Below are 13,542 nucleotides of genomic sequence, written 5' to 3'. Positions count from 1 at the left end.
GGGGTACTTGTCGCCGAAGGTTGCCAAGAAGCGCTCGAAGGCTTTCTCAGCCGTTCCCCGGCTATCGGCCTGCCAGATCTCATGGATCATCGACTTGGCCTGGGGCTGGACCCGCTTGGGCAGTTTGTCGAGGACATTGGCCGTCTTGTGCACCCAGCAGCGCTGCTGGCGGGTCGGTGGGTAGACTTCGCTTAAGGCCGCCCAGAAGCCCATGGCGCCGTCTCCGACCGCCAGCTTGGGCGGGACTTTCAGGCCACGATCGCGCAGCCCGAGCAACAGCGCCTTCCAGCTTTCGGTCGACTCCCGAAAGCCCTCGTCGATGGCCAGAAAATGCTTGTTTCCGTGGGCATCGCAGCCGATCAGCACCAGCACGCAGCGCCGGTCGGCCAAGCGCGCGTTGATGTAGATCCCGTCGGCCCACAAATAGACCATCTCGTGGCCGCGCCAGTCGCGCTGGCAGAAGGCTTCGTAGTCCTTCGTCCAGACCTTTTTGAGCCGGCTGATGGTGGCCGGCGACAGACCGCGAACCGACTCGCCAAACAAGGCGGTCAGGGCTTCATCGAAATCGTTGGTGGATACGCCTTTCAGGTACAGCCATGGCAGAACCGCTTCCAGGCGGCGGGTCTTTTTCAGGTACGGCGGCAGGATCAGCGACCGGAAACAGCGCCCACGCCCGGCACGATCGCGGGTCTTGGGCAGTTTCACCGAGACTGGCCCCACACCGGTCAGCACCTGCCGCTCAGGTTGGTAGCCATTACGAACCACATTGCGGCGCCCCTGATCGTCGGTGTCCTCATGCCGGCCCAGAAAGGCTTTCAGCTCAGCCTGGACGGCTTGTCGGATGGCAGTCTGGGCATGGGCACGGATCAGATCGGTCATCTCGTCTCGAAAAGCTGGATTCAGGAATGGAACTGTCGTATCGTTGCTCATGGCGGCATTCTCCTTGTCTGAAATCAGTGACTTCGTCATCTCTAATTTCAGCAGGGGTTGCCGCCGCTTTCAAGTCAGCTCATACACCAGATTTGATCGTAGCTCTAGTTTTTGGAGTTGATGTTTGAGCGCTTTTGACCGTTGTACTTATAGCAGTCTACATTCGCAACACAGTGCGGCAACCAGTAAATGAAGATTCTGCTCTATTTGCCTACACCGGGTGGTATGACTGGTGCACCTCGCAGACTATTGACGCTGGCCTCCGCGCTGCGTAAAAACGACTTCGATGTCTGCATCGCGAGCGACGCAAACACCGAGCTACTTTCACGTGCGGAGCAGTTGGGCTTCGAGACGGTGACGATTGAGCCCGCCGGAGTATTAAAGCTCCGTAGCGGCGCGCTCTTGGGTAGTGGCTTCATCTTTCGCTTACGCGCCGGCCTGGCGCTGCTGAGGCAGAATCTACGTTTTTGGAGTAAGACTCGAGCATCCGATGCCGACGTTATCTGGATACGCGCTAGCAAAGGCATCGCCTTCGCCGGACTAGGCGCACTCTTGTCTCGCCGCCCGATAATCTGGGACGTGGACTACGAACTACCGTCAAAGGGCCTTGTCCGATGGTTGCACCGATTTGGCCTCTGGTTGGCCGATGCGGTGGTGTATCAGTATGCCGCGGCTGCAGAGGAAATCTTTGGCAAGGTGCTGGCGGATCGTTATTTTCACAAGTCTCGTGCGATCATCCCCGGTATTGATTTGGATTCCGTCTCTCCTTTCCGTGACCGACGCAGAGAATATGGACAGTCCACGGATAAACCCTTCGTGATTCTCCAGGTTGGGACGCTTTGCGATCGAAAGAATCAACTCTTTCTGCTGGAGGCACTGGGCTGCCTCGACTTAACGCAGCTATCCCGCGAGGTTCATGTCTGGCTTGCTGGGGGCTTGTCCGATACGGAGTATGTACGGCGGGTAGAGCTCACTCTTGACCAAGAGGATCTCGCTTCAGTAGTGGAGTTGCTTGGCTGGCGCACCGATGTCCACTCATTGATGACTCACGCGGATGTGCTGGTCATGCCGTCCAAAGATGAGGGGGTGCCAAATACTGTTCAAGAAGCCATGTATATTGGTTTGCCCGTGTTGGTGAGCGACGCTGGGGGCATGCCGGAGATTGTCGAAGATGGTCGTACCGGCTGGATATTACCCTTGGCCGGAGTGGATAACTGGGCTTGCCGATTGCGCCAGTGCGTGAAGGGACAGGCTGCGGCAGACATGGTTTCTTCCGCGGCGTCCATCTATGCAAAAGAAAACTTTGGCGTTCTAGCTTGGGGGAAAGACTACCAGAGTGTTATCGAGCGAGTTGCGGGCGCAAAGCCGGCGAACAAGAAGTGAGCTTGAGCCTCTCGGTGTATCAAGATTTTGGGCTCCCTATTGGCGATCGCGATATTTATGGTGGAATTTGTTTTATGACTGTTAATTTGGGCCAATCGCGCGGCAGTAAGTTGCTGATGTACTGTCTTTCCAAGCCTGCCTCACTGGCTTTTTAGTGTGTAGATTTGACTTGTTTCAAAGCCTGGCCGAACTTTAGTAAGCGTCAGAAATGAAAAACGGCCCCGTATAACGACACTGGCATTATCACTTGCGCGACGCGTCTATGTTTCAGGTCTGGAGCGAACACTGGAAGGTGACATGACAGTCAAGGTCATGATCGCAGCCAATACGGCTTGGTATCTGGCCAATTTCCGCGTGAATCTGATACGGGCTTTGCAGGAAGCGGGGTACGAGGTTGTAGCGGTAGCGCCTTGGGGCGATGATGCAGCGCGGCTGGAGGCTGCCGGGGCGAGTTTCATGCCGGTGGACATGGACAACAGCGGCACCAATCCTCTTAAGGATTCAGCGCTGTTTCTGCGGCTTCTGCGCGTGTTGCGTCGGGAGCGGCCTGCTGCGTATCTTGGATATACGGCAAAACCCAACATTTATGGCGGGCTGGCCTGCCGTGTGCTCGGAATAGCGTCGATTCACAATATCGCAGGCCTTGGTACCGCGTTTATCCATGACACGTGGCTTACCCGTCTGGTGCGGCGTTTGTATGCCAGCGGCCTGGCCGGCGCGGCCAGAGTGTTCTTTCAGAACCCTGACGACATGGCGATGTTTCTGGATCGTGGGCTGGCGCCGGCGGATAAAGCCGAGCAATTGCCGGGCTCGGGAGTGGATACGAAGCGATTCATGCCGGTCAGCAATGAAAGAGCCGCGGGCTCTTTCCGTTTTCTTCTGTCCGCCCGGCTGCTTTGGGACAAGGGGATTGGCGAGTATGTGGAGGCATGTCGCCAGCTGCGTGCCGAGGGAAGAGCAGTCGAGTGCCGGCTGCTGGGCTTTCTTGGTGCGGACAATCGCACGGCAATTGACAAGACCACGGTCGAACAGTGGGAGGCCGAAGGCGTTGCCCAATACCTGGGGAGCACAGATGACGTGCGGCCCGCGATTACAGAAGCGGATTGTGTGGTGCTGCCAAGCTATCGTGAAGGCACGCCACGATCCTTGCTGGAGGCAGCCAGCATGGCACGGCCGTTGATTACCACCGATGCTGTTGGCTGCCGCGAGGTGGTAGACGATTGTGTAAATGGTTATTTATGTCGCCCCAGGGATGCGGACGATCTTGCGGACAAGATGCGTATGATGATGGATTTGTCTGCCGACGACAGGGTGAAAATGGGATTGAAGGGCCGAGAGAAGATGCTCAGGGAGTTCGATGAGCGAATCGTGATTGACCGCTATCTGGAAGTGGTCGAAGAGGTTTTACGCTAACTTCGGGCTGGCGCGGCATGATTGGCCGTGTTGTTCCTTGGCAATTGCGTGGTCGGGGCGGCCTTGGCGTGGATGAATCGCGACCTGGAGGTCACTCCTACAGCGAGAGTTGGATGTAGGAGCGGTCTTCAGACCGCGATGGGCTTCGGTCAGGTTTTATCGCGACCTGGAGGTCGCTCCTACAGGTGAATTCTAGTTTTTGAGCGAGATTTTATGATCAGCAGGCATTTGCAAGCGCTGGAGGCGGAGTCCATCCACATCATCCGTGAGGTGGCAGCGGAATTCGAGCACCCGGTGATGCTGTATTCCATCGGCAAGGACTCGTCGGTGATGCTGCACCTGGCGCGCAAGGCGTTTTATCCCTCACCGCCGCCGTTTCCATTGCTGCACGTCGATACCACCTGGAAGTTCCGGGAGATGTACGAGTTTCGCGACCGGATGGTGAGCGAGGTGGGCATGGAGCTGTTGGTCCACGCCAATCAGGAAGGCGTTGATCAGGGGGTGGGGCCGTTTACGCATGGCTCGAAGGTGCATACCGATATCATGAAGACTCAGGCGCTCAAGCAGGCGCTGGACAAGCATGGTTTCGATGCCGCTTTTGGCGGTGCGCGCCGCGATGAGGAAAGCTCGCGCGCCAAGGAGCGGGTGTTTTCCTTTCGCGATCAGAATCATCGCTGGGACCCGAAGAATCAGCGCCCGGAGCTGTGGAATATCTACAACGGACGCGTTCACAAGGGCGAGTCGATCAGGGTATTTCCGCTGTCGAACTGGACCGAGCTGGATATCTGGCAGTACATCTACGCCGAAAATATCCCGATGGTGCCGCTGTACTTTGCCGCCGAGCGGCCGGTGGTCGAGCGCGACGGGCTGCTGCTGATGGTCGATGACGAGGCGCGTTTCCCGTTCGCGCCCGGCGAAAAGCCGGAAATGCGGATGGTGCGCTTCCGGACGCTCGGCTGCTGGCCGCTGACCGGTGCGGTGGAGTCCCACGCGACGACCCTGCTGGAGGTGATCGAGGAGACGATTTCGGTGCGCAACTCCGAGCGGCAAGGGCGGGCCATCGATCAGGATGCCGGGGCGTCGATGGAGCAGAAGAAGATCGAGGGGTATTTTTAAGAAAGTGTGAAGTGTGAAGTGTGAAGTGTGAAGTGTGAAGTGTGAAGTGGGAAGTGGGAAGTGGGAAGTGGGAAGTGGGAAGTGGGAAGTGGGAAGTGGGAAGTGGGAAGTGGGAAGTGGGAAGTGGGAAGTGGGAAGTGGGAAGTGGGGAGATACTTTGGGGTTTGTTGGGGTGGCTTTAGGTTTCAGAGCATGGTGCGGTGCGGCGGCGGTGGCCGGCTTCAGTCACTCAAGTGATGTCGTTGACCGAGTGGGTGTAAGGGTTGATCACGGTCAGTTGATCGATTTTTTGTTTTGATTGAAGGTCTTCGGAGAGTATATATTGGCATTTGCTGCGTTGGGCGGCGGCGAGTATCAGCAAGTCCCACCAGGAGTAGTTGGTCTGGTCTTCCAGAGCCCAGGCGAGTTCCATGACTTCGAGGTCAGTCTCGACGGGTTGCCAGGTGCTTAGATCACGAATGTCAGCGCGCGCTATCTCCGGCGGGAGTCCGGGTTCGAGTTTGCGGGTGACGACTTGATAGTATTCCTTGAGAACCTGGGTGCTGACCCGGCCGGATCGTGTTTTCCAGAGATGGCTCAGCCAGTCGCGCGCGAGGCCGTGTTTTCGGGGGTTGCTCGTGTCGCGCGCGTAAACCAGAATGTTGGTGTCAACGAAGCAGATCGCGGTCATACAGGCTTTCGCGCGCAGGATAGGGTTTTCCGGGCTCGGTCAGGCGCCTGGTTTCACGACTGAAAAAGCGCTCGGCGGCGGCATCCAGCCTGGATTCCCGCTGCCGGTATTCGGCCAGCATCTCTCCGACCATGCGGGAAACGCTGGTATTGCGGCGCGCGGCCTCGATACGGGCCCAGCGTGCAGTTTCGGGATCCAGGGTGATGGTGACGTTCTTCATGGCACAGTTTTAGTGTTACAAGAAATTAGTGTAAATTGTTCAGTGTGAAATGTGAAGGCTGTCGTGTATATGGCTGTGATATACAATGATTGACTGGTCCCGAATCCTGGGCTTCCAGTGGGATGGGGGTAATGAGCGCAAGAGTGCAGACAAGCATGGTGTGAGCAAGTGGGAAGCTGAGCAGGTTTTTTTCAATGAGCCGTTGTTGATATTGCGTGATGATGTTCACAGTCATAACGAGGAACGGTTTCATGTTCTCGGGGCGACGCATGATCTTCGGCTTTTGCACATCAGTTTTACCTTGCGCGAAAAAGGAACGTGGATCAGAGTGATTTCTGCGCGGCCGATGCACCGCAAGGAGAAGGATTTTTATGTCAAAGCACAAAAAGAGCCTTCCTCAGTTCAAGACGGAAGCTGAAGAGCGAGAGTTTTGGGAAAGCCATGATTCCAGCGATTATCTCGACTGGACCAAGGCTGAAAATGTTCGCATGCCCAATCTCAAGCCCTCGACGCGTTCCATATCTCTCAGGCTTCCCGAGTCCCTTCTTGAGAGGATCAAGATTGAAGCCAACAAGCGGGATATGCCGTATCAGTCACTGATCAAGGCGTGGTTGGCAGAGGATGTGGAGAATAAGAAAGTGTGAAGTGTGAAGGTTGCGGATGAGTTATTTTTCTTTTGAGGATCTGGAGGTCTGGAAGCGGGGGGTGTCGGGTGGCTGTGGAGGTTTGTTCGTTGCTTCGTGGCTCGCGGGAGTGGGGGTTGCGGGATCAGATGATGCGGGCGGCGGTTTCTATTTCATCGAATATTGCTGAGGGAGCGGAGCGGAGTACGCCTCGGGATTTTGCGCGGTTTCTGGATATTGCCCGTGGCTCGGCCGCTGAGTTGCGAACGCAACTGTACATCGCTGTTCGGGCCGAAATGCTACCCGAAGAGAGCGCCAATGGATTAATTGTGGAGTTAAAGGAAATTTCATCAATGCTATACGCGCTGGCGGAACAGCAAAGATCGAAGGTGAAGGAGAATCCTTCACACTTCACACTTGACACTTCACACTGTTCCAACACTTCACACTGTCCTGACACTTCACACTCTCACCAAGAGCTCGACTGATGGCTGTTTCCGATATAGAGACGATTCTCGCCGAAGACTCCGAGAAGGATCTTTTGCGCTTTATTACCTGTGGCTCCGTGGACGATGGCAAGTCGACTTTGATCGGCCGGCTTTTGTTTGACTCGAAGCAGGTTTACGAGGATCAGCTGGCATCGGTCGGGCGGGATTCCAAAAAGTGGGGGACGCAGGGGGATGCGACTGATCTGGCGCTGCTGGTCGATGGGCTGCAGTCCGAGCGCGAGCAGGGCATTACCATCGATGTGGCTTACCGGTATTTTGCCACCGCCCGGCGCAAGTTCATCATTGCCGACACTCCCGGGCATGAGCAGTACACGCGGAACATGGCGACCGGGGCGTCGACGGCCGAGCTGGCGATCATTCTTGTGGACGCGCGCAAGGGGATTCAGGCGCAGACGCGGCGGCATTCGTTCATTGTTTCGCTGCTTGGCATCAAGCAGGTGATTGTGGCGGTGAACAAGATGGACCTGGTGGACTTTGATCGGGGGCGCTTCGAGTCGATTTGTTCTGAGTACCAGGAGTTTGCCGGCAAGCTGGGGCTGGATGAGGTGTTGTGCCTGCCGGTGGCGGCTCTTGGCGGTGACAATGTGATTGCCCGTGGCGACAATCTGGCCTGGTTTGATGGGCCGACGGTGATCGAGGCGCTGGAGGAGGCGGATTCCGGGTTGGGCGTATCGCGATCTGGAGATCGCTCCTACGGCGATGAATTGGAGGGTAGGAGCGGTCTCCAGACTGCGATGGGCTCCAATCCGGCTGAGGGATCGCGATCTGGAGATCGCTCCTACGGCGATGAATTGGAGGGTAGGAGCGGTCTCCAGACCGCGATGGGCTCCGATCCGGCTGAGGGATCGCGATCTGGAGATCGCTCCTACAGTGAAATTCTGGAGGGTGGGAGCGGCCTCCAGGCCGCGAATGTTTCGGGTGAGGCTTCACAATCCGGAGATCGCGCCGACGGTGAGGCGTTGGGCGAGTTTCGTCTGCCGGTGCAGTACGTGAATCGCCCGAGTTCTGATTTTCGCGGCTTTGCCGGCACGATTTCGGGCGGCACGATTGCCGTTGGCGATCCGGTGATGGTGGTGCCGTCGGGGCGCCAGAGCGCGGTCGAGCGCATCGTGACCTTTGACGGTGACCTCGATTCTGCCCGCGTAGGGCAGGCGGTGACCATCACGCTGGCCGACGAGATCGATATCAGCCGCGGCGATTTGCTGGTGCATCCGCAGGAGCGGCCGCGGGTGGCCGAAGCCCTGGATGCGCGCGTGGTCTGGATGGCCGATGCGCCGCTGCTGCCCGGGCGCCAGTACGACATCAAGATGGGGCCGAAGACGCAGTCGGCCATTCCCGAGAGCGTGCACCACCGAATCGACGTCAACAGCCTGGAGCATGATCATGTTGACCGCCTCGAGCTGAACGAGATTGGTCTGGTGCGCTGGCGCTTGAGCGGCCAGGCGGCTTTCGACAGCTATCAGCGCAACCGCCATACCGGCGCTTTCATCATCATTGATCGCGTCACCAACCTGACGGTGGGCGCCGGCATGATCGTGCGGCCGGTTACCGACACCCTGGCCGACAAGTCGCAGAACGTCGTGTGGCACGAGCACAAGGTGACCAAGGCGCAGCGCTCGGGCCAGAAGGGTCAGCATCCGGCCGTGCTCTGGTTTACCGGCCTTTCGGGCGCCGGCAAGTCGTCGGTGGCCAATGCGCTGGAGCAGGCGCTGTTCCGGCGCGGGCACCACAGTTATCTGCTCGACGGCGACAACGTTCGTCACGGGCTCAATAGCGACCTCGGATTTACCGACGAAGATCGGGTTGAGAACATCCGGCGCATCGGCGAGGTGGCGCGGCTGATGGCCGATGCGGGCCTGGTGGTGGTCACGGCCTTCATCTCGCCGTTTCGATCGGATCGTGCGCTGGTGCGCGAGCTGATGGAGCCGGGTGAATTCATCGAGGTGTTCGTCAGCGCCAGCCTGGAAGCCTGCGAGCAGCGGGACCCCAAGGGCTTGTATGCCAAGGCCCGGGCCGGGGCGATCAAGCACTTTACCGGTATCGACTCGCCCTATGAGCCGCCGGAGCAGCCTGAGCTGACCCTGGATACCGAAAAGCTGTCGGTGGAAGAGTCGGTGGATGAGATCCTGGAGTTCATGCAGCACAAGGGTATACTGCACTGACTTCCCCGGTTTGATTCGCGATGTTGGCAGACACGGCGAAAATCTTGTTTGCGCTGGGGCTCCCGTTTGTGACGGGGGCCCTTTTTGTTTGTGCCTGCTGGCAGACGCCACGGCCGGGCTATCGCCTGGCCGTGATCGGCATGGCCTTTCCCCTGGGGATGGTGGGCGTGGTGGCCGGCTATATCGTTCTGGACCGCCTGGGTCTAGGCCTGCACTTTGGCTGGAATGCAGCCACCCAGGCGCTGCTGGCGGCGGGCTTTGGTCTGGTGGCCTGGCGACGCCGGCTGCCCCTGGCGCTCGCCGACGCTCATCGCCACGGTGGCGATTGGCCCGGCACAGGGTATGCCGCCCGCTGGCTGATTGCCGGCCTGCTCACCTGGCTTGGCATCCGCTGGCTCGGGGTGGTGGTTGAGGTGGTTCAGCGCCCGCTGTTTCCGTGGGATGCCTGGTATGCCTATGGCAATAATGCCAAGGTCTGGTTCTTTCACCCTGAGCTGGATGTGTTTGCCAACGGCGGGCGCTGGTTTCAGTCCGCCGCGTCTGCCTGGAGCTCCGGTGGAACGCGTCACCCGCCCGGCATCGGCTTGACCCAGCTGTGGCAGGCGCAGGCGCTGGGGCGCTGGGACGATGCCCTGATGAACGTCGGCTGGCCGCTTGCTGGTGCCTCGGCCGGGTTGGTTTTGGCCGGTTCGCTACGGCTGGCGGGCGGCAGTTTGTTACTGGCTGTTCTGGCCGCAGCCGCTTTGTTGACCCTGCCGATATTGAATGTCCAGATGGTGCTGGCAGGCTACGGCGACCTGTGGATCGGGTTGCTGGTGTTGATTGCGCTGGCCGCTGCCGGGCTGGCCAGAGAGCTGAGGCAGCCGCTGCTGCTGATCGTTGTTCTGAGCGCGATGGCCGGCACGCTGATGTTCAAGGAGACCAGCCTGCTGTGGGCGCCGCTGATCGTGCTGGGTATGCTTTGTGCCTGGGTCCGGCTGCGCTGGGTGGTGCTGGCCGGCGCCTTGCTCGGCCTTGCCGCGGTGCTGTTTCTGTGGTGGCAGCAGATGACGGTCAGACTGAGCACGCTTGGAAAGTTCGGATTCGACGCGGACGGTCTGGTCTGGCCCCACCGGATCACCATGGCGGCCTGGCAAGAGGTGGTGATGTGGCCCGATCTTCTGCGACATCTGTTCGTTTACGACAATTGGCACTTTTTCTGGTACCTGATGCCGCCAGCGGCGGTGCTGGGGCTCTGGCTGGGCTGGCGTGATGGTCGCCAACGAGCGCTGTTGGGCATCTGGATGGCGGTGGCCCTGTGTTTTACGGCGCTTGTGGGCATGTTTGCCGTCACCACGCTTGGCGATGCGGTGATTGACGGCAGCAGCGTCAATCGGCTGCTGCTTCATCTGGTGCCTGCCATGGCGCTTCTGGCCGGGCTGGTTGTGGTTCGGCTGGAGCAGGCCGGCGGGTCGCTGCGAGAAGCGTTGGCATGAGTTCACGGCAGCTGTTGATTCGCCTGTTTCTGGCGGCCGCGGGCTCGGCCATCTTGCTTTGGGGGGCATTCTGCCTGTGGTTCATGTACGGGCAGAACTACCGGCAGGTGATGACGCCCATCGAGATACCCGGCGAAGCCTGGTGGATGGTCACCGGCGAGGGGCAAGCGACTGACCATGGTTTTGTGATGACCGGGCCGGGCTACCGGGCCCAGGCGATTGCGGCCGCCAGGCTGCCTGTGGTTGTTTCCGCTGATGACATTGAGTCGGTCACGGTGCACTTGGCCAGTTTGGGTGGTTTTCACTCCTTGAGCCTCGGTCTGGGGCAGGGCAGCAGCCCGGCCCGGGCCGAAACGCTGCCGGTCGAGTGGGCTGATGAGCAGGTGGCCCACGTCAGCGTCAAGCGGCTGCGGCTGCATGAGGGACGGATTGAGCATGTGGTTGCGCGCGCTACAGGCGGGCTGGATCCGGGGCTGGAAATCGAGTCCACCGTTCTGCACCAGGCCCGGCCGGCATTTCTGGAGCTGCAGGGGCTGCTGCTGCGCAGCCTGGTCAGTACTGGCGAATGGACACAGCGCAGCATCAATCATAATCGCCCCGATTTCCGCCCCTTGCGAGTGGCGCCGGTGGTCGTTGCCGGGCTCTGGGCCATCTTGATATTGGGGCTGCTGATGCTCTGGCCCGAGCTGCGCCGGGGCACACGGCCGCTGACGGCTGCTGGCGGCGCCTTTTTGCTGGCCTGGCTGGTGCTGGATCTGGGTTGGCAGATCACGCTCTGGCAGCGGCACGCGGCGGCAGTGGAACAGTTCAGCGGATTGAGTCCCGGCGAAAAACGCCGCACCGAGATGGACGGTGCGGTGTTCGCGTTTGTTGATGATCTCAAGACCAGGCTGGACGATCCCTGGCGGCGGGTGGTCATCTTTGGGGATTCGGAATTTACGCACTACCGCGCAAGGTATTTTGCGCCGCCGCAGCCGGTCATCAGCCGCGAGCGCGTCAGTAAGCGCTGGCTTCGCCGGCTTCGCTCCAATGATGTGCTGGCGCTGGTTCATCTGGATGAGGCGCTGAAGGAAAGACCCGTTCGGGTGCAGTCGGCACCGCAGCGCGCGACGCGCACGCTTGATCTGGCCGCAGTCGCCGGGCGCCATGCCGAGCTCGCGCCCTGCAGCGAACTGGCCGTTGAAGGGCCTTGTGATCAAGGCTTTCTGCGTCTGCGCGAAGGCGAAAAGCCGTGGCTGGTCGAGCTGCCGTATACCCGGCAACTTGCCTCGGGCATCTGGCGGATGCGGCTTGATCTGGTCGGCGGGCGCCGGGGCGGTTGGGTGCGGTTGGAAGTCTATCGGCGCAGCGAGGACGATTCCGCGCGCCGCTGGGCGTGGCGCGAGGCGTATGTTCCGGTAGATGAGGCCGGCCATATCGACGTGGCGTTTCGTGTCGACGAGGCCGGTCAGTATCTGGTTCGGCTTCGCCCGCTCGATGCCCGGGGTGTGGGTGTCACCTCGGCCCGGCTGCTGCCCGTGAAAGCCGACGAGGGTCTGGTAGAATTGAGCCTCGATGGCTCGCCGCCCTTCTTTCTGGCGCGGCGGCTGCTCGAGCAAGAGGGGCATGCAGCGTGGGAGATGCTTTGAACATGGGGGCGTTGACCTGGAATATCGTGGCGGCAATGGGGGCCGCTTTTTTCATTGTGCTGCTGGCGGTGCCGATTCTGCGCGCGCCGGCGCATCAGATCAACCTGGTGGATCATCCGGGCGGGCGCAAGCGTCATGCCTGCGCCGTGCCGATGATCGGCGGGCTGGCCATGTTTGCCGGCTTCGGCATTGCCCTGATGCTGGTCGAGGCCTCGTTGCGGCCCTTTGCCAGCCTGTTGGCCGGCATGGGGCTGCTGCTGATGGTCGGGGTGATCGACGATCTCATCGACATCAAGCCCGGCGCCAAGCTGTTCGCGCAGATCATCGCAGCGCTGTTGATGACCTCCTGGGGCGTGGTGCAGGTCGGGTCGCTGGGTGACCTGGTTGGCATCAAGCCGATCGAGCTGGGCGAGTGGGCCATTCCGTTTACCGTGCTGTGTACGGTTTTGTTGATCAATGCCGTCAACATGGCCGACGGCAGCGACGGTTTGGCCGGCGGTTTGTCGGCGGTGGCTCTGACCATGCTGCTGGCAGCCGGCGTTCTGGGCGGTGCGAGCCGATCTTTCCTGGGTGTTACCGGCGTGTTGCTGGCGGCGGTGGTGGCGTTTCTCTGTTTCAACTTGCGCCTGCCCGGCCGGAGATACGCCACCGTATTCATGGGCGACTCGGGCAGCATGATGCTGGGGTTTGCCCTGGCCTGGCTGTCGGTGTATCTCGCCCAGGTGGAGCAGGTGGATATCTATCCGATTTCCATCGCCTGGATTCTGGTGCTGCCGGTACTGGATGTGGTCACGCTGTATGTTCGCCGCATCATAAAGGGGCGCAGCCCGTTTACCGCCGACCGCGAGCATCTGCACCATGTGCTGTTGCGCTCCGGCGTTTCGGTCACGACCACGGTCTGGATTCTGATCGGCGTGATGGCCGCCTTCGGGTTGATCGGCGTTGTGGGCTGGCAGCAGGGCTGGTCCGAGCACTGGCTGTTTGTGGGCCTGGTGCCGGTGTTTGTCGGCCAGTATCTGTGTTCCATTCGGGCCTGGCGAATCATGAAGCTGCTGCGCCGGCGGCGCCGGTAGTACCGCAGGAGCAGCCTCCAGATCGCGATTGGCTCCGTTCGGGTGTTGGCTTCGCGACCTGGAGGTCGCTCCTACGGTTCCGGTGGCGATTGTTGTTGTAGGAGCGATCTCCAGATCGCGAAAGCTCTGCTCGGGCGCTGGCTTCGCGACCTGGAGGTCGCTCCTACGGCTCGGGTGGCGGTTGTTGATGTAGGAGCGATCTCCAGATCGCGAAAGCTCTGCTCGGGCGCTGGCTTCGCGACCTGGAGGTCGCTCCTACGGTTCTGGTGGCGGTTGTTGATGTAGGAGCGGTCTCCAGACCGCGATCAGCTCCGCTCGGGTGTTGGCTTCGCGACCTGGA

General features: G+C 60.1%; 13 protein-coding genes. 10 read left to right on the top strand and 3 right to left on the bottom strand.

Annotated elements, in window-relative coordinates; translation table 11 throughout:
• The coding region (locus ACEWQ0_RS09805) for an IS256 family transposase (RefSeq protein WP_476485237.1) at window positions 1-879 on the bottom strand (879 nt) is incomplete at its 3' end.
• A gap of 240 nt (window positions 880-1,119) precedes the next feature.
• Between ACEWQ0_RS09805 and ACEWQ0_RS09800 the strand changes: the two genes are divergently transcribed.
• The 3 genes from ACEWQ0_RS09800 to cysD all read left to right on the top strand — a co-directional run bounded on the left by ACEWQ0_RS09800 (window position 1,120) and on the right by cysD (window position 4,842).
• Window positions 1,120-2,313: a glycosyltransferase family 4 protein gene (locus ACEWQ0_RS09800; RefSeq protein ID WP_476485236.1), complete on the top strand. Its 1,194-nt coding sequence runs from the start codon at window positions 1,120-1,122 to the stop codon at window positions 2,311-2,313.
• Window positions 2,314-2,610: 297 nt separating this feature from the next.
• Window positions 2,611-3,726, top strand: coding sequence for a glycosyltransferase family 4 protein (locus ACEWQ0_RS09795; RefSeq protein WP_476485235.1), 1,116 nt, complete (start codon window positions 2,611-2,613; stop codon window positions 3,724-3,726).
• 213 nt (window positions 3,727-3,939) lie between these two features.
• Window positions 3,940-4,842 (top strand): sulfate adenylyltransferase subunit CysD, encoded by a 903-nt coding sequence (gene cysD, locus ACEWQ0_RS09790; protein ID WP_476485234.1) that lies wholly within the window; start codon window positions 3,940-3,942, stop codon window positions 4,840-4,842.
• A gap of 229 nt (window positions 4,843-5,071) precedes the next feature.
• On the opposite strand, the gene ACEWQ0_RS09785 is transcribed toward cysD, so the two are convergent.
• Both ACEWQ0_RS09785 and ACEWQ0_RS09780 read right to left on the bottom strand, forming a co-directional pair.
• Entirely contained in the window at window positions 5,072-5,512 is a 441-nt protein-coding gene (locus tag ACEWQ0_RS09785; RefSeq protein WP_476485233.1) for a PIN domain-containing protein, read from the bottom strand.
• Window positions 5,490-5,732 carry a hypothetical protein gene (locus ACEWQ0_RS09780; RefSeq protein WP_476485232.1) on the bottom strand — a complete coding sequence of 81 codons (243 nt, stop codon included), beginning with the start codon at window positions 5,730-5,732 and terminating at the stop codon, window positions 5,490-5,492. Before ACEWQ0_RS09780 ends, ACEWQ0_RS09785 begins: the two co-directional genes overlap by 23 nt.
• Window positions 5,733-5,817: 85 nt before the next feature.
• Between ACEWQ0_RS09780 and ACEWQ0_RS09775 the strand changes: the two genes are divergently transcribed.
• From ACEWQ0_RS09775 to ACEWQ0_RS09745, 7 genes are all read left to right on the top strand, one after another.
• Window positions 5,818-6,150, top strand: coding sequence for a BrnT family toxin (locus ACEWQ0_RS09775; protein WP_476485231.1), 333 nt, complete (start codon window positions 5,818-5,820; stop codon window positions 6,148-6,150).
• On the top strand, window positions 6,104-6,376 hold the full coding sequence (locus tag ACEWQ0_RS09770; RefSeq protein ID WP_476485230.1) for a BrnA antitoxin family protein: 273 nt from the start codon (window positions 6,104-6,106) through the stop codon (window positions 6,374-6,376). The genes ACEWQ0_RS09775 and ACEWQ0_RS09770 overlap by 47 nt, the downstream gene beginning before the upstream one ends.
• Before the next feature lie 68 nt (window positions 6,377-6,444).
• Window positions 6,445-6,843 carry a four helix bundle protein gene (locus ACEWQ0_RS09765; protein WP_476485229.1) on the top strand — a complete coding sequence of 133 codons (399 nt, stop codon included), beginning with the start codon at window positions 6,445-6,447 and terminating at the stop codon, window positions 6,841-6,843.
• Window positions 6,843-9,026 carry an adenylyl-sulfate kinase gene (gene cysC, locus ACEWQ0_RS09760; protein WP_476485228.1) on the top strand — a complete coding sequence of 728 codons (2,184 nt, stop codon included), beginning with the start codon at window positions 6,843-6,845 and terminating at the stop codon, window positions 9,024-9,026. The genes ACEWQ0_RS09765 and cysC overlap by 1 nt, the downstream gene beginning before the upstream one ends.
• A gap of 68 nt (window positions 9,027-9,094) precedes the next feature.
• A complete protein-coding gene (locus ACEWQ0_RS09755) occupies window positions 9,095-10,501 on the top strand; it encodes a hypothetical protein (protein ID WP_476485227.1) in 1,407 nt (468 codons plus the stop codon).
• Window positions 10,498-12,129 carry a hypothetical protein gene (locus ACEWQ0_RS09750; protein WP_476485226.1) on the top strand — a complete coding sequence of 544 codons (1,632 nt, stop codon included), beginning with the start codon at window positions 10,498-10,500 and terminating at the stop codon, window positions 12,127-12,129. Before ACEWQ0_RS09755 ends, ACEWQ0_RS09750 begins: the two co-directional genes overlap by 4 nt.
• 11 nt (window positions 12,130-12,140) lie before the next feature.
• Entirely contained in the window at window positions 12,141-13,202 is a 1,062-nt protein-coding gene (locus ACEWQ0_RS09745) for an MraY family glycosyltransferase (RefSeq protein WP_476485225.1), read from the top strand.
• The last annotated feature ends 340 nt before the right edge of the window (window positions 13,203-13,542 follow it).

It is taken from the genome of Wenzhouxiangella sp. YN9 (assembly GCF_056324165.1).
Note: the sequence above shows the minus strand (reverse complement) of the source record. Positions and strands in the feature narration are given on the sequence as shown.

What these genes read in the sequence shown, in the direction of transcription:
- ACEWQ0_RS09800 (WP_476485236.1), top strand. Translation starts at nt 1,120, where the DNA reads ATGAAGATTCTGCTCTATTTGCCTACACCGGGTGGTATGACTGGTGCA.
- ACEWQ0_RS09795 (WP_476485235.1), top strand. Translation starts at nt 2,611, where the DNA reads ATGACAGTCAAGGTCATGATCGCAGCCAATACGGCTTGGTATCTGGCC.
- cysD (WP_476485234.1), top strand. Translation starts at nt 3,940, where the DNA reads ATGATCAGCAGGCATTTGCAAGCGCTGGAGGCGGAGTCCATCCACATC.
- ACEWQ0_RS09785 (WP_476485233.1), bottom strand. Translation starts at nt 5,512, where the DNA reads ATGACCGCGATCTGCTTCGTTGACACCAACATTCTGGTTTACGCGCGC.
- ACEWQ0_RS09780 (WP_476485232.1), bottom strand. Translation starts at nt 5,732, where the DNA reads ATGAAGAACGTCACCATCACCCTGGATCCCGAAACTGCACGCTGGGCC.
- ACEWQ0_RS09775 (WP_476485231.1), top strand. Translation starts at nt 5,818, where the DNA reads ATGATTGACTGGTCCCGAATCCTGGGCTTCCAGTGGGATGGGGGTAAT.
- ACEWQ0_RS09770 (WP_476485230.1), top strand. Translation starts at nt 6,104, where the DNA reads ATGTCAAAGCACAAAAAGAGCCTTCCTCAGTTCAAGACGGAAGCTGAA.
- cysC (WP_476485228.1), top strand. Translation starts at nt 6,843, where the DNA reads ATGGCTGTTTCCGATATAGAGACGATTCTCGCCGAAGACTCCGAGAAG.
- ACEWQ0_RS09750 (WP_476485226.1), top strand. Translation starts at nt 10,498, where the DNA reads ATGAGTTCACGGCAGCTGTTGATTCGCCTGTTTCTGGCGGCCGCGGGC.